The sequence below is a fragment of the Duganella aceris genome (assembly GCF_011090165.1).
In the GTDB taxonomy this organism is placed as follows: domain Bacteria; phylum Pseudomonadota; class Gammaproteobacteria; order Burkholderiales; family Burkholderiaceae_D; genus Rugamonas; species Rugamonas aceris.
Genome location: NZ_JAADJT010000016.1, coordinates 78,241 through 104,196, shown reverse-complemented (window position 1 = coordinate 104,196; position 25,956 = coordinate 78,241). Strand labels below are relative to the sequence as shown.

The following is a 25,956-nucleotide window of genomic DNA, read 5'->3' as shown; positions in this document are numbered from 1 at the left end:
GTGAGCATGTTATTGTCGGTCATTGTTCCTTGCTATAACGTCGGCGTCGATATCCAGCGATTGCTGCGATCGATCACGACGCAGTTGGCGTCCGATTGCGAACTGGTGCTGGTCGACGACGGCTCGACCGACGATACGGCGGCACAGATCGACGCCTTCGTGGCGGGCTACACAGGTGCCGGCCACATCGTCGCCCGCACCACGCCCAACGCCGGCGCGGCCAAAGCGCGCGCGCATGGCTTGACCTTGGCCAGCGGCGAATTCATTTACTTCTGCGACAGCGACGATATTTTCCAGCCTGACTTTGTCGCCACTTTTCGCCGCAGCCTCGCAGAGCATCCCGGAATGGACTTGCTGTATTTCTCGTCGGACGTGGTGGTCGCCGACGGCGACGGTCTGCGTCGAGTAGCGCCCAAGGTAGCGTATCGCGAGCGCCACGTGTTCCGGCAGGGCGGCGAACTGCTGGCGCACAATCTGGCGCAAGGCATGTACACGGCGGCGGTGTGGACCTTTGTCGCGCGTCGCGCGCTGATCGAGCGAAGCAATGCTGTGTTCACGCCGCGCAAGGCGCATGAGGATCATCTGTACACATTACGCGCCATCATGGGCGCGAGGTTGATCGTAGCGGTACCGGATTTGTTGTACCGGCAAAAGATCCGGATCGGATCGCTGACGCAGTCGAAGAAGAACAGCGCTTATCTGGTCGATCGCATCACTGCGTATCAGGAGGCGGACGCCTTCCTGCGCGAATGCGGTTTCCCGCAGCGCGCCGCATACGACAGGTGGTCGCTGCGCGGCATGCTGTCCATCATCAAGGAAAACCGCGCCTTGTTGCCGGCGGTGCTGCTGCGGCCGGCCGGCGCGAGCATGGTGCGGCTGGGCTTGAAAAGCCTGCTAACGCCGCGGCGCTGAAGAACGCCCTACAATATCTCGGATGGCGCCAGCGGCTGCCTCGGCCTCAGCCGTTCTATCAGTTTCTTGCCCAGGTTTTGTCCCGGCGTCTCGATGTATTTGTAGGTGAACGCTGAAATCGCAAACGTTATCGCCACCCCCACAGCGACCAGCAACACATAGTAGACATTCGCGGGCAGGCGGTTCAGCCCGAGGACGTTCAGGCCGATGGCTACCACGCTGAGCACATAGAAGTGAACCAGATAGGCGCTAAAGCTGATCTTTCCGGCGAAGCGGAGGAAGGCGTGGGTCAAGACCGGCTTATACGCGAATTTGGCCAAGGTGATCAGCCCCATGAAAAAGACGCTTTGGATCCAGTGATGTTTGATGGCTTCCGGTAGAAACGAAGTGCCCAGCAACCCAGTAGTACACACGACAGCGAGCAGCATGCAGTTTCTTTGGTTAGAGAAAACTTTTTCGATCCTCGCCGCTTGCGCGCCGAACAGAATGAAAAATAATAAGAATCCCATTAAAAACACAGGCATTTGGCTAGGCAACCAGCAATAAGCGAACCATTTCATCATTGGTAAATGCTCTGGTGGTGTGGATGCCAGTAGCCATTCCTCACCCAGCAGCGCAATCGCCATACAAACGCCAATGGCGATCACCGCTTTTCGCTGGTTAGTAACGATGAGAACTAATGCTGGAAACAACACATAGAACATCATTTCAGCCGCAATCGACCACCCTCCCGGGATCAGTGAGTGAGAAATCCAGGTCGGGTTCCAGCCATTGACGAACACCAGCGTCGCTACCGCCTCTGACGGATCAAGTGTCATTTTGCCGCGCATAGCGGGGAGCAGTGCGTAAACAAAAAAGGCCACATAAGCCATCGGCGCGATACGAAACACGCGGCGAATAAAGAAATTCGTGTGGGCATTTGGCTCGCTCACCCGGCCGCGTGCGGAGAGGCACAAAGTCAACGCGCTGATTACGAAGAACAACTGGACGCCGCTCGAATTCAATACAATCTCATGAAGCAGACCGAGCAGCGGCCGGTTGCTTCCCATCGCACCATGCGTTTCAATATTTCTCAGGGCGTGTTGCATGATGACAAGGAGGACGGCAAGGCCCCTCATCGCGTCAATGAAGTTATATTTATCTATTTTCTGCGCGGACATGAGAATATTTTCTAAGGGGAAGAGCCAGTATATAGAGTGTCACTTCGCAGAAAAATAGCCGAAGCGGTCGATCATTGCCATGATCTGCTTGTCATTCATATCATTGCCCACATTGTTAATGGCCAGCGCTGCAGCTTGCGATCCGCGCCAGTTGTGAATGTAGTCTGTGCTTTGGGTACAACGAAATGACGCGCCATTGCTCCGCGCCATCCAATAAAACCAGATATCGTCTCCAGTCGGGCATAACTCGGTGTACGCCTGTTGGTCGAATACTTCAGCTGGTAATATTCCTGGAAGATACAGCACGCCACCGATTCCTGTCGGAAAATGCAACGGACTGGCGTCAGTCCGACGCGATTCGGACTCCCATTGCGTATAGGGTAAGGGCAAGCCATCTGCGCCTAGGCGGATGCGATGCATGCGATGACAAATAACTTCATTGCCATCGCTTCCGCGTGCCGTTGCCAGCAGTTCGTCCAACCATTGCGGCCAGTAATACGCATCGTCGTCGGCAATCACAATTGGATGTGTCGGATATCGCTTAAGCGCCGGGATCAGCTTCTTGTAGGAGCGTGTGTCTTCGCACGCATGGATTTCCAAGCCGTAATCCACAAGCGCTGTGACCAACGTCGGAAGTTTGTCGATATCCTTATGAGCGATCCACAGTGCGACTTTTTTCTTTGTATGCGCTTGCAGCAAAAGGGACTGCAGCGTTAAATGCAAGGTTCCGAACCGAGGGGGATATGACGTCAGGGAAATCACCACGTCGAAGTCATTGTCCCCTTGCAACTTTGCCGATCTCAGTCGAGGCGCAGCCTTCGCCCAGTTATGACGCAATTTGGCCTTCAAAAAGACGTCGGTCGTTCGAACATGCAGCGAGGTGGAGAGGGATTTTAAGCTGAGGGTCATTTTGTCGGCCGTAAGCGTGGCACTTGCTGATAGCAAACTAATATCTTACGCATCGTTCGAGGTGATGTCTACGGTATTTTGCATCGCACAATTATTCAGATATCATGCCATTTACGACATGTTCCACATGCGATAATGCAACATCCCGAAGACGACCTACCGATGCTCTTGGTACGTCAGGATTGTTCACTGTAACCGTAGCATGGTAGAAGGTAAGTAAGCGTCGAGCTACGGTAGAATCTTGCAATATTAATAATTTTTATCGCCATACCATTTTTCAATCAAAGGCTTACATGTCCAACAATCGTAATGTCGATCCACGACATATTCTTGGGATAGACGTGCTTCGGTTCGCCGCCGCAATACTCGTTATGTGGTTCCATTTCGGTTACCTGATGGGTGCCCATCCCAACGGTGTCAGCGGCATCGCGAGCCGCAAGCTGGTTTCCTTTCCAGAATTATTTGATTGGTCTTACTTTGGATGGGTAGGTGTCGAAATTTTTTTTGTAATTTCTGGTTTTGTGATTGCGTTTTCCGGTGAGCGTGCCACTCCTTTCAGCTTCTTCGCCAGCCGGGTTGTCCGTCTCGGTCCGGGCGTTTGGATTTGCGCGCCAATAACTGCTGCAATAGTTTTGATGTTCGGCCAGTTTGAGGCGGCTACGCTTATCAAGCAATTTCTTCATAGTGTGTTTTTCCTTCCATTTGGCCCTTGGATCGATACGGCGCAATGGACACTAGGCTTAGAAATTTCGTTTTATTTCATGGTCTTCCTGATCATTTCGTTTGCTGATTTTTCGAAAATCCGTACGCTGGCGTTGGTGATCGGCTCGTTAAGTTCTGCATTCGCGATACTTTCGGTATGCCGCTTCTCTGGTCCGTTCGGCGAACTCATTACTCGCGCTGAACACTCGCGTTTGGTTGACCTCTTTTTATTCCGTTATGGCCTTTACTTTGCGCTTGGCGTATTTCTATGGCTATCGTTGGTGAAAAGCGCGACTCGCCAAAACATCCTATGGTGTTGTGTCTTCACGCTCGCCGGTTGCGCCAAAATTGCTTCTTCTGTTCGTTCAGGCAATGAGCAACTAGGCAGTACTTATCCTTGGGAACCAGTCTGCGCGATTTGGATAGTGGGTGTAGTGGGAATTGTGGTATCTGTGCGCTGGAATGCAGTCTTGCACAGGGCGCCCATGGCGGTGTTGCGCGCTTTAAAGACGATGGGCTTGATGACATTCCCGTTATATTTACTTCATTCGATTGCGGGTGCGTCGATTATGGGCTGGATGGTGGCGTCGGGCATGTCGCGCTGGACCGCGCTGGCGACGGCGATGGTTTTTTCTCTGCTCACGTCGTGGATCGTGTGCTCGCTGCTGGAGCCACGCTTGCAGTGGGTGGTCAAGCAGCGCTTGTCGGCAGGGCATACGTACTATGTGGAGCAGCGTCGGCGCAGTGCCGAGAGAGTCGGCGGCCAGCGCTAAAGAAGGGGAGTCCCCCCGACTGGAATCGAACCAGTATCCCACGCTTAGGAGGCATGTGCACTATCCATTGTGCTACGGGGAGAAAGCGTGCGCAATTATAGCGGACCTCGGCGCTGGCACCTAGTTCCATTCTTATACGTTGCAGTGCACAAGAATTGCCGTCGGCGGGGTTAGTGAAGGTACAATGCTGGTTCCATTCACCTAGGCTGGCCGCGCTGGACCCACAGCGCGCCGGCGGCACAGCGTTTACTTACTATGGCAGTCATCTCATTATCCTCCGCGCAACTGGCGTTCGGCCACGTCGCGCTTCTCGATCACGCGGAATTCTCGTTGGAAACCGGCGAGCGCGTCGGCCTGATCGGCCGCAACGGCACCGGCAAATCGTCGCTGCTGAAAGTAATTTCCGGCAGATTCAAACTGGACGACGGCCTGCTCGTCATGCAGCAAGGCATCAAGATCGCTTACGTTGAGCAGGAACCGGTGTTCGATCCGGAAATGACCGTATTCGACGCCGTGGCTTCCGGTATGGGCGACTTGCAGGATTTGCTGAAGGAGTACGACGCGCTGACCGGCCAGTTCGGCCAGGGCAACGACGACGCGGTCATGGAGCGCATGCACGACGTCCAGGTGTTGCTGGACGCGGCGGACGCCTGGAGCTTGCCGAACAAGGTGGAGACCGTGCTTGATCGCTTGAACCTGACCGGCGACATGTTGATGAAGACGCTGTCCGGCGGTATGCAGAAGCGCGTGGCGCTGGCGCGCGCGCTGGTATCGGCGCCGGACGTGCTGCTGCTGGATGAACCAACCAATCACTTGGATTTCACCTCCATCATGTGGCTGGAAGGCTTGCTGCGCGATTTCAAGGGCAGCGTACTGTTCATTACCCACGACCGTTCCTTCCTGGATAACGTCGCCACACGCATCATCGAGCTGGACCGTGGCCGCCTGCTGTCTTTCCCGGGCAATTTCACCGCCTACCAGGTGCGCAAAGCCGAGCAGCTGGAAAACGAGGAAGTGGAGAATGCCAAGTTCGACAAGGTGCTGGCGCAGGAAGAAATCTGGATCCGCAAGGGCGTCAAGGCGCGCCGTGTCCGCGATGAAGGCCGTGTGCGCCGGCTGGAAGCGCTGCGCCTGCAACGCGCAGCGCGTCGTGATCAACAAGGCCAGGTCAAACTGGAAGTCTCGTCGGGCGAGCGCTCCGGCAAGATCGTGGCGGAACTGGAAAACGTCAGCAAGAAGTTCGGCGATCGCGTGATCGTCAGCGACTTCACCGGCACTATCTTGCGCGGCGATAAGGTTGGTCTGATCGGCGCCAACGGCGCCGGCAAGACCACGTTGCTGAAAATGATCCTGGGCGAGCTGGAACCGGACGGCGGCGTCGCCAAGCTTGGCACCAAGCTGCAGGTGGCGTACTTCGACCAGATGCGCACCCAGCTCAACGAGGAAGCCAACCTGATGGAAACCATCGCTCCAGGCAGCGACTGGGTCGAGATCAACGGCGCGCGCAAGCACGTGATGAGCTATCTGAACGACTTCCTGTTCGCGCCCGAGCGCGCTCGGTCGCCGGTCAAGTCGTTGTCCGGCGGCGAGCGCAACCGCTTGCTGCTGGCGCGCCTGTTCGCCAAGCCAGCCAACTGTCTGGTGCTGGATGAACCGACCAACGATCTGGACATCGAGACCCTGGAACTGCTTGAAGAATTGCTGGAAGAGTACAAGGGCACCGTCTTCCTCGTGAGCCACGACCGTACCTTCCTGGACAATGTGGTGACCCAGGTCATCGTCGCCGAAGGCGAGGGCAACTGGCGCGAATTCGTCGGTGGTTACTCCGATTGGGAACGAGTGCGTGACACGGTGGCGCCCGTCAAGAATGCCAAGCCGGCCGTCAAGGCCGATTCGCCGGCGCCCTCCGCCCCCGCGCCCAAGGCAAAAAAGCTCAGCTTCAAGGAACAGCGCGAACTGGACGAGTTGCCGAAACTGATCGCCGCCCTGGAGGACGAGCAGACCGCGCTGAATCTGCAGTTGTCGGACCCCGACTTCTACAAGAAGAATGCAGCTGAGGCCAAGCGGGTCAACACTCGGATTGAAGCCATCGAGGGCGAATTACTGGCAGCGTTGGAGAAATGGGAGTTGATCGAGGCGCGCAGCGCCAATGGTTAAGCGCGCGTCGCTGGCCCGCATCCTGCCGTTCGCCATTTACATGGCGTTCATTTTCATTGCCGACATGTTGGATCGGCTGGGCTGGAACGCCGAGCAACTTCGCTGGTTGTATGGAGTCAAAATCGCCGCTGTCGCATTGGCGCTGTTGTATTTTTGGCGTGACTATGTCGAGTTGCGACAGAGTAAGTTAAATTGGCGTTTAATCACTGCTTCGGTGTTGGTTGGCGGCGTAGTGATGGTATTGTGGGTCAGCCTCGATGCCGGCTGGATGAGCACCGGCGAAGGCGCCGGTTTTGATCCTCGGAACGGCGGCCGCATCGACTGGATATTGGTGGCGATGCGCTGGTGCGGCGCGGCTCTCGTGGTGCCCGTCATGGAGGAGTTGTTTTGGCGTTCTTTCCTGATGCGCTGGATCAGCCGGCCGGATTTTTTGACGTTGCGTCCCGCTGACGTAAAAAGCGTGGGGTTTGTTGTTGCGGTGTTATTATTTGGCGTTGAACATACTTTGTGGCTCGCGGGCATTGTTGCAGGCGTAGTTTATAGCGTGTTGTATATGCGCACACAAAATCTGTGGACGGCAATCATCGCCCACGCTACAACAAATGGCGTGCTGGGCATCTGGGTTGTCGCCTCTGGCCAGTGGAATTACTGGTAATATTGACAATTAGAATTTAATTCCAACAGAAATATTCACAATGTCGAATTCCTTGCTAAAAAAATGCAGTGTCGGGCGCTTAAATGTGTCACGGCGTTTCCTCGCGAAGCAATTGCCTCTGAGTTCGGGGATTGCGTTGATGTTGGGAGCAGTCGCCAGTATGTCGGCGCATGCTTCGCTCAGCGATACCCTGTTTCCTTATGCTGGTGTCACTTATAGTTACGACGATAACCTGCTGCGGGTTCCCGATAGCGCGAATAATGGCAGTGGTGGACTGTCGGATACTTACCGCAGCGCCTACGGCGGTTTGCGTCTGAACCGTCCTGTGGGACAGCAAGTGTTCATTGCCGATCTACGTGTGAGCAATGTTAGTTTCAATCGTTTCGAGCAGCTCAATTATTCTGGCAAGGACTTCAGCGGCGCCTGGCAGTGGCGCTTGGGAAATCACTTGAATGGCTCGCTAGGCGCCTATTACTCCCAGTCGCTGCCGTCGTTTTCTGACTTTCATTCGGCGCAGCGCAATCTGCGCATTTCGCACGGCTGGCATTTCGATTTGAACTACCGCTTCCACCCGAGCTGGCAGGTGCGCGCAGCGACTTCACGAGCAAATGCTGGCTATGATCTGCAGGCACAGCGCTTCTTAGACCGCGAAACCGATACTGATACGCTCGGGTTCGACTATTTGGCCTCCAGCGGCAGTACGGTCGGCATGCAGGTGTCGAGCGGGAAAACTCATTATCCCAACCCGTTGGCGTTTGGCGGAGTTGTACGTAACCAGGATTTCAATCAGGATGAAGCCAAGTTGAAGGTCTTATGGAAGTATAGTCCGGTGACCCAAGTTGCGTTCCTCGGCGGTTATGCGCGCCGCCGCTACGATCTCTTTGTGTTCAGCAATTCTAGTGGATTCGATGGCCGACTGGTCGCGGATTGGTCGCCCACGGCGACAGTCAAGCTGACCGCTAATCTGTGGAAGGAATATTCGCCATTTGATGGGAATACAGTGACTTTCAGCCACGACACCGGTGTCAGCCTTGGAGGCAACTGGTCCGCTGGTGCCAGGCTGGGCTTCAACGCCGACGCCCGTTATCTAAAACGCGACCTCAGTGGCCCATCCGGTTCTGCTCTGCCGCTGGATGCCCAGGATCGCGTGCGACGTTATAGCGTGGGGTCAAGTTATACCTTCCACGACAACCTATCGCTGAACCTTTCCGCCTACCATGAGGTACGCAGCTCAAACTCCACGTTCAGCAACAGCTACCGGTCCAACGGTGGCTCGTTGACGGCCAACGTCCAGTTCTAGTTGAAGAGTGTTTATGACTGTTTTTGATCTTCCACTTATTTCCTTCTTTCAGCGTGTACTCGATCCGCTGACCATCATGGTGGCGCTGTACGCGAGCGCGCTGGGCTATGCGCAGCCGTTCGACGGCTATGCCCTGGTGTTGATGATACTGGCCTTTTTCATTTCGTCGTCGGTGTACCAGTACATCGACCCCTACCGCAACTGGCGCGCCGGGCGCATGTTGGCCTACGCCCGTGACATCCTCAGCGGTTGGGCGGTGACGGTGGCTATCCTGTTGTTCTTGGGATCGGTAAGCGGCATGAACAGCCATTTCGACCATGCCGTGGTGTTGACCTGGTTTATCGTCACGCCGCTGGCAGTGCTGCTCACCCATGTCGCGGCCAGCGCCCTGGTCGGCGGGCCGAACCGGAAAGATGAAATCCGCTCGGCGGTGGTGATCGGCGCTAACGATGTCGGCCTGAAGTTCGCGTCGGTGATCGAGCGTAATCCAAATCTGTTCATGCAAATGGAGGGCTACTTTGACGATCGCGCCGAGGAGCGCCGCCCTGCCGAGATGCGTCATCCAATGCTGGGCAATATGTCGGAAGTGGCAGCCTATGTGCGCGCCCACCAGATCAAGATGATTTACATCAGCCAGCCGATCTCGGCCCAGCCGCGCATCCGCAAGCTGCTCGACGAGTTGCAGGACACCACGGCCTCGGTCTACTTCCTGCCGGACATTTATGTGTTCGACCTGATGCAGGCGCGCTTCGACAACGTCGGCGGCATGCCTGTGATCGCCATCTGCGAGACACCGTTCACCGGACTGGACGGATTTGTCAAACGCGGCAGCGATATCGTGCTGGGCCTGCTGATCCAGCTGATGCTGTTGCCGATCATGCTGGTCATCGCGCTCGCGGTCAAGCTGACCTCGCCAGGTCCGGTGATTTTCCGCCAACGCCGCTACGGCCTGTATGGCGAAGAGATCATCGTCTACAAATTCCGCTCGATGAGCGTGGCCGAGGACGGCGCCAAGGTGGTGCAGGCGACCCGGAACGACCAGCGCGTGACGCGCATTGGCGGTTTCCTGCGACGGAGTTCGCTTGACGAATTGCCACAGTTTATCAATGTGCTGCAAGGCCGCATGAGCATCGTCGGTCCGCGTCCGCACGCGGTGGCGCACAACGAACAGTATCGCAAATTGATCAAGGGATATATGCTGAGGCATAAGGTCAAGCCGGGCATTACCGGTTGGGCGCAGGTCAATGGGATGCGCGGCGAGACCGAGACGCTGGACAAGATGGAGGCGCGGATCCGCTATGATCTGGACTATGTCCGTCGATGGTCCTTGTGGCTGGATATCTGGATTATCGTGCGCACGATTGCCGTAGTGTTAAAACGGGAAAATGCGCATTAGAATCAAGCACATGCAAGATATTGTTGATTGTTGATAGTTTGTAATATGGACAATTTTGGTTGTTTCTCGCATACTATTTGCGTTTGCCGCGCGCGCGGTTTGTTTTTTTTGATAGAAATCGATGAATAAGATGAATGACAAATTTGTTAAGCGCACCGGCGGCGTTGCCCTGGCGGTGCTGATCGCAGCCAGCCTCAGCGCCTGTGGCGGCAAGACCGAAACCAAATCCGGCCAGGCATTGGCGCGGATCGATGGCGACGAGATCACGATTTCGCAGTTGAACGAGGAGTTGCAGCGCGCTGGCGTGCAGCCGGCCCAGCAGGAAGCCGCCAGCAAGCAAGTGCTGGCCGGTCTGGTCGATCGCCAGTTGCTGCAGAACGCCGCCGCCAAGGACAAGACAGATCGCGATCCGAAAGTGGTGCAGGCGATCGAGCGCGCCAAGGCGCTGATCGTGGCCCAAGCCTATCTGCAGAAGCGCATGCCGGCGGCGACGCCCCCCACGTCCGCGCAAGTTGGTGAATATTTCGACAAACATCCCGAATTCTTCAGCAACCGCAAGCAATTCGACATGCGCCAGCTGCAATTCGCCAACGCCGATATGAGCGACGACCTGAAGAAGGTCATCGACAAGGCCGGTTCGCTGGACGAGGTGGCGGGCTTCATGGACAGCAAGCAGATTAAATATAGCCGCGCCCAGGTCAGCCGCACCAGCGCCGATTTGCCGTCGGAAATGTCGAAGCGTCTGCTGGCGCTGGAGAAGAACGCATTGTTCATCGTCAAGGAAGGCGACCGCAGCGTATTGAGCCAGGTGGCCGACGTCAAGGACGTGCCGGTGACGCTGGCCGCCGTGACGCCGCAGATCCAGCAGTTCCTGCTGAACCAGCGCAACAAGGAGGCTGCAGAAGCCGAACTGAAGCGCCTGCGCGCCGCCGCCAAAATCGAATACCTGAACCCTGCGATGACGCCGGCCGCACCGAAAGCGGCGCCGGCCGCCGCCACGCCCGATGGCGACGCCACTGCACGCGGCGTCGCCGGGCTGAAATAATTCGCCTGTTAACCTCCTTCCGACAATTGAGAGAATTCCATGATTAAACGACTCTTACTGAGCTTGATGCTCACCATGATGGCGCTGACGGCAGGCGTGGCGGCCGCCGCCGACGTGGTGTTGGGCGCCGGCGACGTGGTGCGCATCACTGTTTATAACAACCCCGACCTGACGCTCGAGACCCGTATCGCCGACGGCGGCAACATCAGCTTCCCACTGCTGGGGCAAGTCAACGTCAACGGGCTGACAATTCCGGACGCCGAGCGCAAGATCGCCGGCCTGCTCGACAGCCGCAAGATCGTCAAGCAGCCGCAAGTCAACATTCTGGTTAGCGCGGTGCAGAGCCAGCAAGTGTCTGTACTGGGCCAGGTATTACGTCCGGGCCGCTATCCGATCGATGGTAAACGCAACGTGCTCGACATGCTGGCGCAGGCCGGCGGCATCACCGCCGACGGCGCCGATGTCGTCTCGGTGATCCGCAAGCGTGACGGCCAGACCACCAAGGAACTGGTCGACGTGGTCGAGATGATGCGCGGCGGCGACCTGACGCGCGATCTGGAGTTGGCCGGCAACGACGTGCTGTTCGTCGAACGCGCGCCGCGCTTCTACATTTACGGCGAGGTGCAGCGTCCGGGACCGTTTAAGCTGGAACGTGGCATGACCGTGTTGCAAGCCTTGTCGACCGGCGGCGGTCTGACCGCACGCGGCACCGAGCGCGGCATCCGCATCAAACGCCGCGACGCCAGCGGCAAGCTGCAGGTGCTGGACGCCAAGCACGACGACCTGGTGCAGGTCGACGACGTGGTCTACGTCAAGGAAAGCCTGTTCTAATCTCGACACGGCCGCGCGCCACCGGCGGTCGTTTTTTTGCTTTAACGTGAGAGTTGCCCATGAATTTTCCTCAATTTCTACTGATATTGCGCGCGCGTAAGGTCTTGCTGCTGTCCGTGGCGATTTCCACGATCCTGCTGGTGCTGATAGGCAGTTTGGTGTGGCCCAACAGCTACAAGGCCACGGCTTCGGTCGTGCTCAACTACAAAGGTCAAGACCTGATGACCGGCCAGACCTCGGCGGGCAACTTGATGCCGGGCTACATCGCCACCCAGATCGACATTATCAGTAGTAAAAACGTGGCGCTGCGCGTTGTCGATTCTCTGAAATTGGCGCAATCGCCTGTGGTCATAGAGCAATTCCAAAGCGCGACCAAGGGCCACGGTGACATTCGCGACTGGCTGGCCGAGTTGTTGCTACGCAAACTGGAGATTACCCCGTCGCGCGAGAGCAGCGTGATCGAGATCAGTTTCCGCGGCGCCGACCCCGACTTCGTCGCGGCGATCGCCAACGCCTTCGCGCGTGAATACCAAAACGCCAACGTGCAGCTCAAGGTCGATCCGGTGCGCAAGGCCAGTTCGTATTTCGCGGTGCAGATCAAGCAACTGCGTGATACCTACGAGGCGGCGCAAAGCCGTTTGTCGAAATACCAGCAGGAGCATGGCATCGTCAGCGTTGACAATCGCCTGGACGTGGAATCGAATCGCCTGAACGACTTGTCGGCGCAACTGGTCGCGGCGCAGGGCGCCCAGATGGAGGCAAGCTCGCGCCAGCGCATGGCCAGTGGCAGCAGCAGCGTTGAATCGCCCGATGTGGCAGGAAATCCGCTGATCCTCGGCCTGAAATCGCAACTGGCCACGGCGGAGGCGAAATTTGCCGAGGTATCGTCGCGCCTGGCGCAAAACCATCCGCTGTACCAGAGCAGCAAGGCGGAGATCGACAAGCTGCGCGCCGAACTGAACAGCCAGACCAAGGCAACCAGCAACTCGATCGGCAACAATGCGCAAATCCTGCAACAACGCGAAGGCGCTGTCCGCGCCGCGCTGCAGGAGCAGAAGATGCGTGTGCTCGAACTGAACCGCACCCGCGATGAACTCGGGGTGTTGCAGCGCGACGCCGAAAGCGCGCAGCGAGCGCTGGACGTGACCGCGCAACGCCTGTCGCAGACCAGCATCGAGGGCGCCTACGAGCAGTCCGACGTGTCCCTGCTGAATCCGGCGGTGCCGCCGGCCAATCCGGCCTCGCCGGTTGTCTGGCTGAACACACTCATCGCGATATTTGTCGGCTTTATCCTCGGCGTGGTCTTGGTGCTGGTAGCGGAAATGCGCGATCGCCGTATCCGTTCCGAGGCCGACATCACCGAACTGACGCAGCTGCCGGTGCTGGGCAGCATCGAATGGAACGGCTCGACCGTACGCCGTCCTAAGCGTACTTTCGGCCGCTCCTCGCGCGCACCACAACTGAACTGATTAATGGATACCATAATGACTCAACCAGCTATCGTCACCTCTGAGCAGGCCGAAGCGCCGCGTCGGGAATCGAGCATCGGCGGCTTGCTGCTGGACTCGGGCAAGATCACGCCGGAAAACGCCGAGCGCGTGTTGCGGATGCAAAAAGAACTGGGTATCCGTTTCGGCGAGGCAGCGATTCGCCTCGGCCTGATCACCGATGCCGACATCCAGCAAATCCTGGCGCGCCAGTTCGACTATCCCTACCTGCAAGCGGGCGAGGGCGGCTATTCGGAACATCTGAAAGCGGCCTACGAGCCGTTCAGCGCGCAGGTGGAAACGCTGCGGGCCGTGCGCAGCCAGCTGATGCTGCGCTGGTTTGCGCGCGGCCACAACTCGCTGATGGTGGCGGCGGTCGACTCCGGCGACGGCGCCAGCCTGATGGCGGCCAACCTGGCGGTGGTGTTCTCCCAGCTGGGCGAACGTACGCTGCTGGTGGACGCCAACCTGCGCGCTCCAACCCAACAAGATATTTTCGCGCTCAAGGGTCGTCAAGGCTTGTCCGACGTGCTGGCCGGCCGCGCCGAGCTGGACGCGGTAGCCAAGATCGACCATTTCCTGTCGCTGTCGGTGCTGTCGTCCGGCACCTTGCCACCGAATCCACAAGAATTGTTGAACCGCGGCATGTTCGGCAACCTCAACACCCGTCTGGAGGCGTCGCACGACGTGGTGCTGTATGACGTGCCGGCCTGGAGTTCCGGTTCGGACGCGCTGGCGGTGGCGGCGCGCGCCAAGGGCGTATTGCTGGTGGCGCGCAAGAACAAAACCCGCATCGATCACATCAACGCCATGGCCGAAAAAATGACGCATAGCGGCGCATCGGTAGTGGGAACCGTCATGGTCGATTTCTAATGGCCGAATCGATGCGCTCCCCGACATCAGAGGCTGCGACGACGACGACGACGACGACGCCGGCCATGTTCTGGCGCGCATCGGCCGGCTGGTTGGTGGTGCTGGCCGGACTGCTGGTGCTGTATCTGCCCAGCTTTATTGACTTGTTCAAGGGACCGTGGAGCACCGACAAGAATGCCCACGGCCCGATCGTCTTCGCCGTAACGCTGTGGTTCCTGTGGTTCCGCGCCGGCTCCGTCTCGACGGCCGGGCTTACTCCAAAGCCGGCGCCTTGGCTGGGTTATCCCTTGCTGGCGCTCGGGCTGCTGATGTTTATTGTCGGCCGCTCGCAATCGGTGCTGATCCTGGAGGTCGGCTCGCTGATGCCGGTGTTGCTGGCATTGACCTTCATCTTCTTCGGCGGACGCATCGCCCGCCACCTGTGGTTCGCCTTCTTCTTCATGTGCTTCATGGTGCCGCTGCCGGGTTCGCTGGTTGACGCCGCCACGCAGCCGCTCAAACTGGCCGTGTCGGTTTCGGCCGAGGAATTGTTGTACATCTTCGGCTATCCGGTGTCGCGCGCCGGCGTGATCATCAACATCGGCCCTTACCAGTTGCTGGTGGCCGATGCCTGCTCGGGCCTGAATTCGCTGTTCACGCTAGAGGCCCTTGGCCTGCTGTACCTGAACGTGATGCGGCACGAGTCGGCTTTCCGCAACATCGTGCTGGCGCTGCTGATCGTGCCGATTTCGTTCGCTTCCAACGTCACCCGCGTGATCGTGCTATCGTTGATCACTTTTCACATGGGCGACGCCGCCGGCCAGGGTTTCCTGCACGGCTTCTCGGGCATGGTGCTGTTCCTGTGCGGCCTGATGCTGATCATCGGCATGGACACCTTGCTGCGCACACTTGCATCGGCGTGGAACAAGCGCCGTGGCGCCCGTTTATCGGAGGTTGCATGAAATTGAACTTACCGCCGTTGCCGCTGAAGGCGTGCGTGTTGGCGGCTGCCTTGCTGTCGGCCGCCGCGCTGGGCGCGGTGCTGGCCAAGCCGGTGCTGGTGAGCGTCGACAACGCGCCGGACTTGGAGGCGACCGTGCCTAAGGCGTTCGGCGACTGGAAGCTTGTCCCGTCATTGCGGCCGCCGGTCATTACCTCGACCAGCGACGAACCAAATATCGACCAGCCGTATGACCAGACGGTCATGCGCAGCTACGCCAACAGCAAGGGCGAAGTGGTGATGCTGGCTTTGGCCTGGGGACGCAGACAGCAGCAGGAGGTGAAGGTGCACCGCCCCGACTTGTGCTATGTGGCCCAGGGTTATAAGGTGCGCAGTCTGGCCCCCGCCGCCTTCTCGCTGACCGGCGCTAGCGGCCAGCGTGCTAGCGGCAAACACATGGTCGCGGTCACCGACGGCAACGTGGAGGCCGTCAGCTACTGGATCCGGATCGGTTCGATGTACAGCGAAAACGCTTTTGAGACTCGCATGCACATCCTGAAGGAAGGCTTCCAGGGCAAGATACCGGACGGCATTCTGGTGCGGGCGTCGCAGTCGATGCGCGATCCGAACGATGTGCCGCAGGCTTGGCCCGTATTGGATCGTTTCTTAGTGGACTTGGCGCAGGCCGTGCCCGCGTCAACCCGGGCCATGTTGCTCAGATAAAAAAACGGCCGCTGATGCGGCCGTTTTTGATGGTGCTGCGGATTTATCCGTTTGCCGGGATTACTTGGTGCTGATCTTCAGGCTGTCGCTGGCTTGGCGTACGCCATTGTAGGTTTGCGACACTTTGTTCATGATGCCGGCCACCAGCGACATGGTCGCCGGCGGGGTATCCGACATCACAAGCGTGCCAGAATTGCTGGTCGATATGAACTTCAAGGTGTTGACCGGGAAGCCTACAAAGGTCAGCGCATTGATATCGATACCTTTGGTGTTGGCGATCTGCGCCGCGCCCAGGGTGGAATCACGCTTGTAGATTAGTTCGATATCGCCGGTAACGTTGCTGGAATCCGTAATCGCCATATATTGCGACACCACGTCCGTAATCTTGACCTTGTTCAGCACGCAACCCACTGTGCCTTGTACCCGCAGGCCGTTGTTGACGGAGGTGGTAGTGCGGACGTTGTTCAGCGTGACATTGTTGGAGGACACCACCGATATGCCGATGCTGGTGCCGTTGCTCACGGAGATGTCATCCATCAGAACCGCAGTGGCGCGGACGATGTTGATGCCATACTGGTTACCGCCCTTGGGCAGCGTGCCGCCGGCGCGCGTGGCCGTGACGCGACGCACCGTGATCTGGCTCGGGAACAGCGTTTTATAAGTGATGTCTTGTTCGACGTGGATATTGTTGGATGCGGTGCCGTCGATCACGATGTCGGTGGCCGTGCCGCGCGAAGCGCCGACGATGGACAGACCACGCGCCAGGGACTCGGAAATCTTGCCGCCCACCAAAGTAAAGCCGCCGGGAGCGGGTTTGTCAGCGTAATCGACGAAGGCGATGCCGTCATCTCCGGTATAGGAGGTGGTCAGGTTGGCGGCGTAGACAGACCCGCAGTTAGCGAAGTGGATGCCGTCGGCACCGGTGTACTGCACCGTGACGTTGGTGGCTTTCGGGGCGATGCAGCCGCCGAACAGCACGCCTGCGCCCGGCGAGCGGATCACGGTCACGTTATCGATGAAGGAGTTGGCGCTGCCGGCAAAGTAGATGCCTGGCCAGCTATTGTTGCGCGTCGCGCGGCCGGTGCCTGGCCAGCGCACGGTCATGTTGGTGATCGACGCGCTCGGGCAGCTCAGGAAGCGGAAACCGCAGTCGGTGACGCCAGAGAACTCGATAATGGCGCCGTTCTCGCCGGCGATATCGACCGGCATCGAGTTGACCAGCATGCCTCGGGAAACCACGCGCACACCGGCCTTGATCAGCACCGGCTTGCCCTTTTGCAGCAAGCTCAGTAGTTCATTGGTCTGCGCGGTGACCGAGCCGTCCACGCCGGCCGACGGCCAGGTGGTTCGGACCACTGTCGTAGCCGCCTGAACATGACGGTTAAGCAGTAAGGCGGTCCCCGCTACCGAGGCCGCCAGAAATTTGCGCCGGGTTGGAATGTTCATAATTCACCTTTACAGAGTTTAGTATTGCCAGGGTAAAACCCAAAACGACCATGAAGCACCTGGGCGAACCCAGGTAAAAATATCGGAATAGTTCCATAAACGTCATCAGGAACAAGAAATACATCGTGCCGCCTATCGTGGCCGAGTCGCGCCACGTCGAATACACATACTTGGCCAAGGCGCCCAGCAACAACATCAGCGTCAACGTGCCGGCGATACCCAAATCCGCAAAGATCGGGAAAACGCCGGACGGATTGTTAAACTCGGCGTCGCCGTACAACTGCATGTACGAACTTGGCCGCAGGTGCATCAGGTACGAAAACATCGGACCGAACACCGGCAGCTTGTGCACCCATAGCAGCGTGGTCTCCATCGTGTACTTCGGCCATTCATACATCGTCAACATCCCGGCACCGGTGTTGAGCGCCGTGAAGTAGTAGTTCGTCAGACGCTGCAGGATGAAGCCCCAGAACGTCGTGCGGGTCGCCGCGTAGTGGCTGGCCCACGAGCGGAAATATTCGCCCACCGCAAACAACAGCACCACCGCCACCACGCCTATCAATGGCAACCACGGCATCAGGCGGCGCATCCAGGGCCTGCGCAATTCACCGAATGACACCCAAACGAAGCCGATCGCTACCGCCGCCTCCACCAGCGCCAGCCGCTCGCCCCAGGCGAAGACGCGGAACACGATGGAGAGCAGGATGCCGATCAACAGCCAACGGTGCAGCTTGGTCAGCACTGGCTTGCCGCCGGCCCATAACGCATGCGCATACAGCACCAGGAACGGCAAGCCCAGTTGGGCCAGGCTGGCGATCCCCGCGCTGCGCTCCATCGACGACCGCAAGGCATAAGTCACCGACCCGCTGTTTTTCAGCGCCGCCAGCAGCGTCGCCGGATGCAGCAACAAATCTTTGAACCAGTATGCATACCCGATCAACGCCAGCACGCCCAGCGTCGCCAGCAAATTCGGCCCGACGAAGTTGCGCGTGGTGATCACCCGCGCCGGCGAAGGGCGGATCGGCGAAAACGTGCCCAGTCCCAGCGCCAGCAATCCCGTCAAGCCAAGCAGCGCAATATTGCCCTTCAGGAAAAACAAACTCTTGGCGGTCGAAATCTCGCCATTCGTGGCCACTCCCGCCCACCACAGCAGCAGGTAGGCCGGAATCAGAAATACACAGACGATCGCAGAAGGGTGCATCCACCAGACCGGACGAGCGGGACGCAGGGGGTTGGAAGCCTTGATAATGTTGCGGTTAATCATGAACTATGCAGCCTTCATCGAATGCGACAATGCTTCTTGACATTTCTGCAACCAATTCTGTTTGGTTGCGAATGCAATTGCTTCGTCACGGTGAGATAGTAAACCATCTGAAAGTATTTGTGCCACCTGGAAAGAAAAATCGTGTGGAGATCGCGCAACGCGGAGGAACGGCAAGGCCCTGCGCGACAGCTCTTCCGTCTGCGTTGCGACCACCGTCAGGCCCAGCGACGCATACTCGAAAATTTTCATCGGACTGCGGCCGCGATTGGACGGATCGTCCGACAGCGGCAGCAGCGCCAGCTGGCAGCGGCGCAGATAGCTGGGCAGTTGATCGTATTCCACCGCGCCCAGCAGTGTCACATTTGGCAACTGCTGCAGCACGCTGTTGATCGCCTTGCTGCCAGGGCCGATGACCACGAACGACATGGTCGGATGGTCCTTGGCGGCCGCCATCAGGCTGTCGACGCCGAAGCGGTGATCCAGTGCGCCCGCATACACGGCGCGCGGCGCCGGCGGCAAGCGGGCCTCGACGTCGTAGTCGGGACCGTTGGTGAAGTGCGCCAGGTCGACGCCGTTTTCCAGCACCAGCACGTCGCGGGCGCCCATCGCGCGGATGTGCTCCGCCACCGGTTCCGAGGTGGCGATGAAGGCGTCGGCGCGCGCGATCACGGCGCGCTCGGCGTCGTCGATGCTGGGGTCGTTGCGGATTTGCGCATACAGGTCGGTCGGGCGGTACACCACCCGCGCGCGCGGGAAGGCGCGCAGCAGATATCCTAGCCGTGGCTCGTCGATGAAGATCAGGTCGGGTTCGCCGGCGCCGGCGCGTTGCAGCAGGCGCATGGCCGAGCCATACAGTGCGCGGCCGTAACGCTCGTACGGGGCGCCGAGGCGGCGCGCCATGCCCCAGGTCAGCGGGGCGAACGGGATCAGGTCGCGCACGCCGTGGATGGTCTTGCCGCCGCGCCACCAGCGTAGCAGCCGTTCGCGTTCGAACGGCTTGCGCACCAGCGACAGGTGGGCCGGCGTCACCGGCGGGCTGAGATGGGTGACCTGATGGCCTTGACTGGCGTAGCCCTTGGCCATGTGGTGCGAGCCGACGACAAAGGTGCCGCCGATGGGCGAGTGGCTGAGAAATAATATGTTCAAATTCGCCGCCTGGAAAGGAGTAGACATGAGCGCCGCGCCTGTCGCTGCACCGGCCTGGCCGTGGGCGGCAACGGGTGCGGCGAATTTTTTCTGGGGATTGCATTCAGCATGTCGCCGCGGCGCGCGCTCACGGATGAACCATGCAGATATTTTATCTAAAAAAACAAACTGTCTGTAAAAAAACAGCAATCCTGTTGGTCCGGCGCCGATGTGGTGGCGGCGCCGGCGAACGGCCCGGTTTTGAATGTCGAAACCGGGCGTTTGCTTTACTTTTCGATAATTCTTGCGACAAAATCGCGTAGATTTTCATCGCCCTGGAAGCTGTGGCCGGGGATGCCGAACCGGTTCGCGGCTTGTATGTCTGAATCCTTGTCACCGATCAGGAAGCTGCCTTGCAGCCGCGACGGCATGGCGGCCGTGGCTGCGATCAGCATGCCCGGTTCCGGCTTCCGGCAGTCACACGCGGTGTCGAATTCCGGATGGTGCGGGCAAAAATGGAAGCCATCGATGTGCGCGCCATGACGGCGGAATTCTTGTTGCATCCAATCATGTAATTGATTAACGGCAAGTGCATCGTACATGCCGCGCGCGATGCCGGCTTGATTCGTCACAACGAACACGTTGTAGCCGCTGTCGTTCAGCAGTCGCACCGCCTCGAAGGCGCCAGGGATCCAGCGGATCTGGTCCGGCCGGTGGGCGTAGTTCGAATCCTCGTTGATGACGCCGTCGCGGTCGAGGAAAGCGGCAGGGCGGTCGGCCAGCGCCGGAATCGCCGTTTGCGCCAGGTCGTAATCGACCGGGATGCCGATGTCGAGGAAGAAGTTGCTGTATTCCAGTCCGGTCAGTCGGCCTTGCGCCAGCAGTTCGGGGAACACCTCGTTCTCCAGCGAGCAGAAACCGGCGCCAATGCCGGCGATCGCGGCCTTGTCCAGCAGATAGATGCCGCCGTTGATCAAGCCCTCGCCGGCGACACCTTTCTCCGCCATCGAATTGACGTGGCCGTGCTGTAGCGTGACCCGGCCGTAGCGGCTGGTGTCGTCCACCGTGCGCAGCGCCAGGCGGCACAGCGCCGGCGCCAGTTGCGGCGCGGCGAAGGCGTTCAGGTTGATATCGAACAGCGTGTCGCCGTTCATCAGGATGAATTGCTGGTCGAGCTGGTCGAGCGCGTTGTACAGCGCGCCGCCGGTGCCCAGCGGCTCGGTCTCGGTGACGATGCGGATGTCGGCGCCGTGGGCGTCGTAGGCGGCGACAAAATCGGCGATCTGCGCCGAGCGGTAGCCGGCCAGCAGCACGATCTTGTCGAACCCCTGACGGATGATGGTGTCCAGCAGATAGCTCAAGAAAGGCCGGTCGCCGACCGGCAGCAGCGGCTTGGGATTTTCGTCCGTTAAGTTACCCAGGCGCGTGCCCCTGCCGCCCACCAAAATGACAACCTGCCTTGTAGTGTCCAACGCTTATCCCATCCTTGATTGATTACTGAGGAAATATCGTCGCTTCGACGATCTCGCAAATGATGTGGCCGATCGTGATGTGCTGCTCCTGGATGCGCGGCGTCGACGTCGACGGCACGGCCAGCGCGTGCTTGGCCACGGTCTTGGCGCGGCCGCCTTCGCCGCACAGGGCGACGCTGATGATGCCCAGTTCCTCGCAACGCTCCAGCGCCTTCAGGATGTTCACCGAGTTGCCCGAGGTGGTGATGCCGATGAACACGTCGCCGGCGCGGCCATTGGCTTCCAGCTGGCGCAGGAACAGCTTGTCGTAACCGTAGTCGTTGCCGATCGCGGTCAGCATCGAGGTATCGGTCGACAGCGACATCGACGGCAGGCCGGGACGGTCGTACATGAAGCGGCTGACGAACTCGGCCGCGATATGCTGGGCGTCGGCCGCGCTGCCGCCGTTGCCGGCCAGGATCACGCGGTTGCCGCGCTTGAACGCTTCGATGCATACTTCGCTGACCGCCAGGATGTTCTGGACAAATGCTTCGTCGGCCAGGATTTTCTGTTTCAGCGCGATGCCGTCGGTAAACGTCGATTGGATGATATTCAGGTTGTTGCCCATGATTCAACTCCGTGGTAGGTGAAATTAAAGCGCTGGAAGTGTCCGACCTCGTCCTTCAACGCGTCGCGGATTTCATTGCGCAAGGTTGGTTCGGCGAAGATGACCAGATAGCCGCCGCCGCCGGCGCCGGTGATCTTCACCGACTTGGCGCCGGCGCCCAGCGCCAGATTGGCCAGATGGTCGATTTCCTTGTTGGAGATCGAGCTGGCCATTTTTTTCTTGGCGATCCACGATTCGTGCAGGATGGCGCCCATTTCTTCGATATTGCCACGAAGCAGGCTCTCCTTCATCTGGAAAGCGGTCTGCTTGACCACATGCATGGCCTGGATCTTGTCGGTGTTTTCGCTCTCGCCGGGACCGGCGGTGCGGACCTGGTCATTGATGATGTCGGCCGACTTGCGTGATTTGCCGGTGTAGTACAGGGTGATCCAGCTCTGCAGCTCATTTTCGATGCGGCGGCGGATGCGCAGCGGATTGACGATGATGCGGTCGTCGCTGTTGAATTCCATGAAGTTGAAGCCGCCGAACACGGCGGCGTATTGATCCTGGCGTCCGCCGGCCAGGTTGCAGTCGATGCGTTCGATCTGATAGGCCAGGTAGGCCAGATCGTATTCGCCCAGCGGCAGATTCAACAGTTCGCGATAGGCCGACAGGATCGACACCACCATCGTCGACGAGGTGCCCAGGCCGGAGCCCGGTGGCGCGTCGGCCCAGGTGACCACGCGCAGCGGCAGCGGTTCGCCGTTGTTGAAATCGCGCACCACGCGATTGTAGATCGCCTTGTGCAGCAGCAGCTCGCCTTCCAGCGGATAGGCGCCGGCCAGCGGCGCGTTGAACGATTCGCACAGATCCTTGGCGATGAAGCTCACTTCCGTCAGCTCCGAGTCGTATTCCATGGTGCAATGCGCGCTCAGATCGATGGTGACGTTAAGCACGCATCCACCGAAGCGGTCGCTGTAGGGGGAGACGTCGGTGCCGCCACCTGCCAAGCCGAGGCGTAGTGGGGCACGACTCCGAACTGTCTTGCGCATAAATTGTTCCCTTATTGATGTGGACATTGCCGCTGACCCATGTTGCAACTTTATTTGATGCAAATACCATGCCAAATCTTACACGATGTCGATCATACTACATGGCATGCTTAAACAACATCTAAAAAATGATCTTCGCAAAGTACTGTACCGCAAATTATGCTGCGCTGCGAAATGCGTCGTGCAGGGCTGTATTATGAGGTAAATTATTGCGCGCACGATATCATTTCGATTGTCAGGCAAGCAGGTTTTCGATTACAGTACCGCAAGCCTGCAGGGCCAGCGGTGGGTCCGGCGCACGCGCGGCGACGCTCCGCGCCGATCCCGCACGTGGGCGCGTTCAATCCACTGTTATAGAGAAAAAATGAAGATTACGGTCATCGGCACGGGGTACGTGGGCTTGGTCAGCGGCACATGTCTGGCGGAAATGGGCAACGAGGTGCTGTGTCTGGACCTGGATGCGGCGAAAATCGATACGCTGAACCAGGGCGGTATCCCGATCCATGAACCGGGTCTGCTGGAAATGGTGCGTCGCAACGTGGCCGCCGGGCGCCTGAGTTTCACCACCAGCATCGAAGACAGCGTGGCCTTCGGCCAGCTGCAATTCATCGCGGTGGGCACGCCGCCGGACGAGGACGGCTCGGCCGACCTCAAATACGTGCTGGCGGCGGCGCGCAACATCGGCCGCCACATGACCGACTACAAGGTGGTGATCGACAAGTCCACGGTGCCGGTCGGCACCGCCGACAAGGTGCGCGCGGTGATCCTCGAAGAACTGGCGGCGCGCGGCGTCGAGCTGCCGTACTCGGTGGTGTCGAATCCGGAATTCCTGAAAGAGGGCGCTGCGGTCGAGGACTTCCTGCGGCCGGACCGGGTGGTGATCGGCGCCGAGGACGAGCGCGCGATCCGCCTGATGCGCGAGTTGTACGCGCCCTTCATCCGCAACCACGACCGCGTGATCGTGATGGACGTGCGCTCGGCCGAGCTGACCAAGTACGCCGCCAACGCCATGCTGGCGACGCGCATCTCGTTCATGAACGAACTGGCCAATCTGGCCGACAAGCTGGGCGCCGACATCGAACAGATCCGGGTCGGCATCGGTTCCGATCCGCGCATCGGTTTCCACTTCCTGTATCCGGGCTGCGGCTACGGCGGCTCGTGTTTCCCGAAAGACGTGCAGGCGCTGATCCGCACCGCCGAGGAAAACAGCTCGCCGGTGCGGGTGCTGAACGCGGTCGAGCAAGCCAACGACGAACAGAAGCACCTGCTGCTGCACAAGATCCGCGCCCGCTACGGCGACGACCTGCGCGGCATGCACTTCGCGCTGTGGGGCCTGGCGTTCAAGCCGAACACCGACGACATGCGGGCGGCGTCGAGCCGGGTGGTGATCGAGGGATTGTGGCAGATGGGCGCCACGGTGACCGCCTACGATCCGGTGGCGATGACCGAGTCGCGCCGCATTTTCGGCGACGACCCGCGGCTGCGCTACGCGACCGCGCCGATCGCGGCGCTGGCCGAGGCCGACGCGCTGGTGATCGTCACCGAATGGAAGGAATTCCGCGTGCCGAATTTCGAGCAGATCAAGGCGGCGCTGCGCCAGCCGGTGATCTTCGACGGCCGCAATTTGTACACGCCCTCGCAAGTGCGCGAGCACGGCCTGGAATATTTCGCCATCGGCCGCCGCTGAGCCGGCCGCACAATACCGATATCGAACAGGAGTGGTGTGGCTATGGACATGTATGTAAACGGACGTTTCCTGACGCGCAGGATGACCGGGGTCGATCGTTTCGCGCGCGAGGTGGTCGCCGCCATCGACGCCATGCTGGTGGCCGGCGATCCGCTGGTCGAAGGCTTGCGCCTGACGGTGCTGGTGCCTCCGGGCAAGGTGGTCGACCAGAGCTATCAACGGGTCGCGATCAAGACCGTGGGCACGCGCCAGGGCGCGATGTGGGAGCAACTGGATCTGGCGCGCGCGGTGCCCGACGGCGCACTGCTGCTGAGCATGTGCAATACCGGCCCGGCCTTCCGCCGCGAGCATGTGGTGGTGATCCACGATGCCGGCACCGAACGCCTGCCGAAAGGCTTCAGCCGCTCGTTCCGCTGGTGGTACCGGATCCTGATGCCGCTGCTGGGACGTAACTCGCGGCGCGTGGTGACGGTGTCCGAGTTCTCGCGGCGCGAGCTGGAGGAGGTGTATTCGATTCCGCTGGCGAAGACCGGCGTGGTCAGCGTCGGCGTCGAGCACATCCTGCGCACGCCGCTGGATCCGACCGCGCTGGAGCGCTTCAAGCTGGGCAAGCGGCCGTATCTGCTGGCGGTCAGCAGCATGGCTGCCAACAAGAATTTCCGCCTGATCCTGGAGGCGCTGGCGCTGATGGATCCGCCACCGTTCGACATCGCCATCGCCGGCGGGGCCAACCCGCGCGTGTTCGGCATGGCCGGCCAGGTCGATAGCGAACGCGGGCACTGGCTCGGCTATATCAGCGACGCCGAATTGCGTACTTTATATAGTGGCGCGCTCGGCTTCGTCTTCCCGTCGCTGTACGAGGGCTATGGTTTGCCGCCGGTCGAGGCGATGGCTTGCGGCTGTCCGGTGCTGGTGGCCGATGCGGCGTCGATTCCCGAAGTGTGCGGCGACGTCGGCCTGTATTTCGACCCGCATGACCCGGTCGCGCTGAAGGATGCGATGCTCAGGCTGGCGGGCGACCCCGCGTTGCGCGAGCAGATGATTGCCCGTGGTCTGAAGCGGGCCGCCGAGTGTCGTTGGGACAAGGTGGCGCGCGAAGTGCTGGCCGAGTGCGGCATCGGTTCGCGCCACGCCTTGCAGCAGGCGGCATAACGATTTTTCGCGCCGTAATTATTGCACTGCGGAGCAGCGCCGCATCTGCTTGATCGGTAATACTTGTTGTTTCAGTAAAATGTTGCGCACGATTCCTTTTTGATTGTCAAACAATCAGGTTTTCGATTACAGTGCAGTGGCTTGCAGAGCGAACGCTGGACACGGCACATGCGGAATAGCTGCTGCGTCCAGCATTGAGGCTGACGGGAAAAGACCGGTATCGGCATCCCGTATGGCGGGTGGAGACGCGGCGTCCAACGAGGCGCCATGCAGCGGCGGGATTCGGCGGTCAAGTCGTCGGGTATGCATTAATCCACTGGTCATAGAGAA

Annotated in this window: 23 protein-coding genes and 1 tRNA gene; 15 read left to right on the top strand and 9 right to left on the bottom strand. The window is 59.4% G+C overall.

Annotation, left to right across the window (positions count from 1 at the left end; all coding sequences use genetic code 11):
* Positions 1–6: 6 nt before the first annotated feature.
* The gene (locus GW587_RS27855) at positions 7–912 is read left to right on the top strand and encodes a glycosyltransferase family 2 protein (protein WP_166108163.1); all 906 of its coding nucleotides are present in this window, start codon (positions 7–9) and stop codon (positions 910–912) included.
* Positions 913–920: 8 nt separating this feature from the next.
* Here GW587_RS27855 and GW587_RS27850 read toward each other — a convergent pair whose 3' ends face one another.
* Positions 921–2,072, bottom strand: a complete 1,152-nt coding sequence (locus GW587_RS27850; protein WP_166108162.1) for an acyltransferase family protein — start codon at positions 2,070–2,072, stop codon at positions 921–923.
* Between the two features lie 39 nt (positions 2,073–2,111).
* Positions 2,112–2,981 (bottom strand): glycosyltransferase family 2 protein, encoded by an 870-nt coding sequence (locus GW587_RS27845; protein WP_166108161.1) that lies wholly within the window; start codon positions 2,979–2,981, stop codon positions 2,112–2,114.
* 293 nt (positions 2,982–3,274) lie between these two features.
* On the opposite strand from GW587_RS27845, the gene GW587_RS27840 reads away from it, so the two are divergent.
* Entirely contained in the window at positions 3,275–4,456 is a 1,182-nt protein-coding gene (locus tag GW587_RS27840) for an acyltransferase family protein (protein WP_166108160.1), read from the top strand.
* A 10-nt stretch (positions 4,457–4,466) separates the two neighbouring features.
* On the opposite strand, the gene GW587_RS27835 is transcribed toward GW587_RS27840, so the two are convergent.
* Positions 4,467–4,538: transfer RNA gene (locus GW587_RS27835), tRNA-Arg, on the bottom strand.
* Positions 4,539–4,711: 173 nt separating this feature from the next.
* Between GW587_RS27835 and GW587_RS27830 the strand changes: the two genes are divergently transcribed.
* The 10 genes from GW587_RS27830 (at position 4,712) to GW587_RS27785 (ending at position 15,842) form a co-directional block, all read left to right on the top strand.
* Positions 4,712–6,613 carry an ATP-binding cassette domain-containing protein gene (locus GW587_RS27830; RefSeq protein ID WP_166108159.1) on the top strand — a complete coding sequence of 634 codons (1,902 nt, stop codon included), beginning with the start codon at positions 4,712–4,714 and terminating at the stop codon, positions 6,611–6,613.
* Positions 6,606–7,268: a CAAX prenyl protease-related protein gene (locus tag GW587_RS27825; protein ID WP_166108158.1), complete on the top strand. Its 663-nt coding sequence runs from the start codon at positions 6,606–6,608 to the stop codon at positions 7,266–7,268. Before GW587_RS27830 ends, GW587_RS27825 begins: the two co-directional genes overlap by 8 nt.
* A 40-nt stretch (positions 7,269–7,308) precedes the next feature.
* Complete coding sequence (gene epsL / locus GW587_RS27820; protein WP_166108157.1) at positions 7,309–8,568, top strand: XrtB/PEP-CTERM-associated polysaccharide biosynthesis outer membrane protein EpsL; 1,260 nt, start codon at positions 7,309–7,311, stop codon at positions 8,566–8,568.
* A 13-nt stretch (positions 8,569–8,581) separates the two neighbouring features.
* Positions 8,582–9,964, top strand: coding sequence for an undecaprenyl-phosphate glucose phosphotransferase (locus tag GW587_RS27815; protein ID WP_166108156.1), 1,383 nt, complete (start codon positions 8,582–8,584; stop codon positions 9,962–9,964).
* A gap of 121 nt (positions 9,965–10,085) precedes the next feature.
* Positions 10,086–11,009, top strand: coding sequence for an EpsD family peptidyl-prolyl cis-trans isomerase (locus tag GW587_RS27810; RefSeq protein WP_229259690.1), 924 nt, complete (start codon positions 10,086–10,088; stop codon positions 11,007–11,009).
* A 42-nt stretch (positions 11,010–11,051) separates the two neighbouring features.
* Complete coding sequence (gene epsE, locus GW587_RS27805; protein ID WP_371875659.1) at positions 11,052–11,840, top strand: polysaccharide export protein EpsE; 789 nt, start codon at positions 11,052–11,054, stop codon at positions 11,838–11,840.
* A 59-nt stretch (positions 11,841–11,899) separates the two neighbouring features.
* On the top strand, positions 11,900–13,309 hold the full coding sequence (gene epsF, locus GW587_RS27800; RefSeq protein WP_166108154.1) for a chain length determinant protein EpsF: 1,410 nt from the start codon (positions 11,900–11,902) through the stop codon (positions 13,307–13,309).
* A gap of 15 nt (positions 13,310–13,324) precedes the next feature.
* Entirely contained in the window at positions 13,325–14,200 is an 876-nt protein-coding gene (gene epsG / locus GW587_RS27795; protein ID WP_207393671.1) for a chain length determinant protein tyrosine kinase EpsG, read from the top strand.
* A gap of 65 nt (positions 14,201–14,265) precedes the next feature.
* Positions 14,266–15,141, top strand: a complete 876-nt coding sequence (gene xrtB, locus GW587_RS27790; protein WP_166108152.1) for an exosortase B — start codon at positions 14,266–14,268, stop codon at positions 15,139–15,141.
* Positions 15,138–15,842 (top strand): exosortase C-terminal domain/associated protein EpsI, encoded by a 705-nt coding sequence (locus GW587_RS27785; protein ID WP_166108151.1) that lies wholly within the window; start codon positions 15,138–15,140, stop codon positions 15,840–15,842. Before xrtB ends, GW587_RS27785 begins: the two co-directional genes overlap by 4 nt.
* Positions 15,843–15,902: 60 nt before the next feature.
* Here GW587_RS27785 and GW587_RS27780 read toward each other — a convergent pair whose 3' ends face one another.
* Genes GW587_RS27780 through GW587_RS27770 form a run of 3 tightly spaced genes read right to left on the bottom strand, consistent with a single transcriptional unit; the run spans position 15,903 to position 19,698 of the window.
* On the bottom strand, positions 15,903–17,198 hold the full coding sequence (locus GW587_RS27780) for a glycoside hydrolase family protein (protein ID WP_166108150.1): 1,296 nt from the start codon (positions 17,196–17,198) through the stop codon (positions 15,903–15,905).
* A gap of 25 nt (positions 17,199–17,223) precedes the next feature.
* Positions 17,224–18,552, bottom strand: coding sequence for a hypothetical protein (locus GW587_RS27775; RefSeq protein ID WP_166108149.1), 1,329 nt, complete (start codon positions 18,550–18,552; stop codon positions 17,224–17,226).
* Between the two features lie 3 nt (positions 18,553–18,555).
* Positions 18,556–19,698 (bottom strand): glycosyltransferase, encoded by a 1,143-nt coding sequence (locus tag GW587_RS27770; protein WP_166108148.1) that lies wholly within the window; start codon positions 19,696–19,698, stop codon positions 18,556–18,558.
* On the opposite strand from GW587_RS27770, the gene GW587_RS27765 reads away from it, so the two are divergent.
* The gene (locus GW587_RS27765; protein ID WP_166108147.1) at positions 19,691–19,876 is read left to right on the top strand and encodes a hypothetical protein; all 186 of its coding nucleotides are present in this window, start codon (positions 19,691–19,693) and stop codon (positions 19,874–19,876) included. The two genes, GW587_RS27770 and GW587_RS27765, sit on opposite strands and share 8 nt — an antisense overlap.
* Positions 19,877–19,964: 88 nt before the next feature.
* On the opposite strand, the gene GW587_RS27760 is transcribed toward GW587_RS27765, so the two are convergent.
* From GW587_RS27760 to GW587_RS27750, 3 genes are read right to left on the bottom strand one after another with little or no spacing between them, the layout of a single operon-like run.
* On the bottom strand, positions 19,965–21,149 hold the full coding sequence (locus tag GW587_RS27760; protein ID WP_166108146.1) for an HAD-IIIA family hydrolase: 1,185 nt from the start codon (positions 21,147–21,149) through the stop codon (positions 19,965–19,967).
* 22 nt (positions 21,150–21,171) lie between these two features.
* Positions 21,172–21,756 (bottom strand): D-sedoheptulose-7-phosphate isomerase, encoded by a 585-nt coding sequence (locus GW587_RS27755; RefSeq protein WP_166108145.1) that lies wholly within the window; start codon positions 21,754–21,756, stop codon positions 21,172–21,174.
* Positions 21,741–22,787: a GHMP family kinase ATP-binding protein gene (locus GW587_RS27750; protein ID WP_166108144.1), complete on the bottom strand. Its 1,047-nt coding sequence runs from the start codon at positions 22,785–22,787 to the stop codon at positions 21,741–21,743. Before GW587_RS27750 ends, GW587_RS27755 begins: the two co-directional genes overlap by 16 nt.
* A gap of 364 nt (positions 22,788–23,151) precedes the next feature.
* Here GW587_RS27750 and GW587_RS27745 point away from each other — a divergent pair, with 364 nt between their 5' ends.
* Positions 23,152–24,474, top strand: coding sequence for a UDP-glucose dehydrogenase family protein (locus tag GW587_RS27745; RefSeq protein ID WP_166108143.1), 1,323 nt, complete (start codon positions 23,152–23,154; stop codon positions 24,472–24,474).
* A 42-nt stretch (positions 24,475–24,516) separates the two neighbouring features.
* Positions 24,517–25,626 carry a glycosyltransferase family 4 protein gene (locus GW587_RS27740; protein ID WP_166108142.1) on the top strand — a complete coding sequence of 370 codons (1,110 nt, stop codon included), beginning with the start codon at positions 24,517–24,519 and terminating at the stop codon, positions 25,624–25,626.
* Positions 25,627–25,956: the final 330 nt, after the last annotated feature.

Bases quoted from the DNA above. Each gene is read 5' to 3' on its own strand.
- GW587_RS27785 (WP_166108151.1), top strand. From the start codon at position 15,138: ATGAAATTGAACTTACCGCCGTTGCCGCTGAAGGCGTGCGTGTTGGCG.
- GW587_RS27825 (WP_166108158.1), top strand. From the start codon at position 6,606: ATGGTTAAGCGCGCGTCGCTGGCCCGCATCCTGCCGTTCGCCATTTAC.
- GW587_RS27850 (WP_166108162.1), bottom strand. From the start codon at position 2,072: ATGTCCGCGCAGAAAATAGATAAATATAACTTCATTGACGCGATGAGG.
- GW587_RS27855 (WP_166108163.1), top strand. From the start codon at position 7: ATGTTATTGTCGGTCATTGTTCCTTGCTATAACGTCGGCGTCGATATC.
- GW587_RS27815 (WP_166108156.1), top strand. From the start codon at position 8,582: ATGACTGTTTTTGATCTTCCACTTATTTCCTTCTTTCAGCGTGTACTC.
- epsF (WP_166108154.1), top strand. From the start codon at position 11,900: ATGAATTTTCCTCAATTTCTACTGATATTGCGCGCGCGTAAGGTCTTG.
- GW587_RS27845 (WP_166108161.1), bottom strand. From the start codon at position 2,981: ATGACCCTCAGCTTAAAATCCCTCTCCACCTCGCTGCATGTTCGAACG.
- GW587_RS27775 (WP_166108149.1), bottom strand. From the start codon at position 18,552: ATGATTAACCGCAACATTATCAAGGCTTCCAACCCCCTGCGTCCCGCT.
- GW587_RS27740 (WP_166108142.1), top strand. From the start codon at position 24,517: ATGGACATGTATGTAAACGGACGTTTCCTGACGCGCAGGATGACCGGG.
- xrtB (WP_166108152.1), top strand. From the start codon at position 14,266: ATGTTCTGGCGCGCATCGGCCGGCTGGTTGGTGGTGCTGGCCGGACTG.
- GW587_RS27840 (WP_166108160.1), top strand. From the start codon at position 3,275: ATGTCCAACAATCGTAATGTCGATCCACGACATATTCTTGGGATAGAC.
- GW587_RS27745 (WP_166108143.1), top strand. From the start codon at position 23,152: ATGAAGATTACGGTCATCGGCACGGGGTACGTGGGCTTGGTCAGCGGC.
- epsL (WP_166108157.1), top strand. From the start codon at position 7,309: ATGTCGAATTCCTTGCTAAAAAAATGCAGTGTCGGGCGCTTAAATGTG.
- GW587_RS27750 (WP_166108144.1), bottom strand. From the start codon at position 22,787: ATGCGCAAGACAGTTCGGAGTCGTGCCCCACTACGCCTCGGCTTGGCA.
- GW587_RS27755 (WP_166108145.1), bottom strand. From the start codon at position 21,756: ATGGGCAACAACCTGAATATCATCCAATCGACGTTTACCGACGGCATC.
- GW587_RS27810 (WP_229259690.1), top strand. From the start codon at position 10,086: ATGAATAAGATGAATGACAAATTTGTTAAGCGCACCGGCGGCGTTGCC.
- GW587_RS27830 (WP_166108159.1), top strand. From the start codon at position 4,712: ATGGCAGTCATCTCATTATCCTCCGCGCAACTGGCGTTCGGCCACGTC.
- epsG (WP_207393671.1), top strand. From the start codon at position 13,325: ATGACTCAACCAGCTATCGTCACCTCTGAGCAGGCCGAAGCGCCGCGT.
- GW587_RS27765 (WP_166108147.1), top strand. From the start codon at position 19,691: ATGTTCAAATTCGCCGCCTGGAAAGGAGTAGACATGAGCGCCGCGCCT.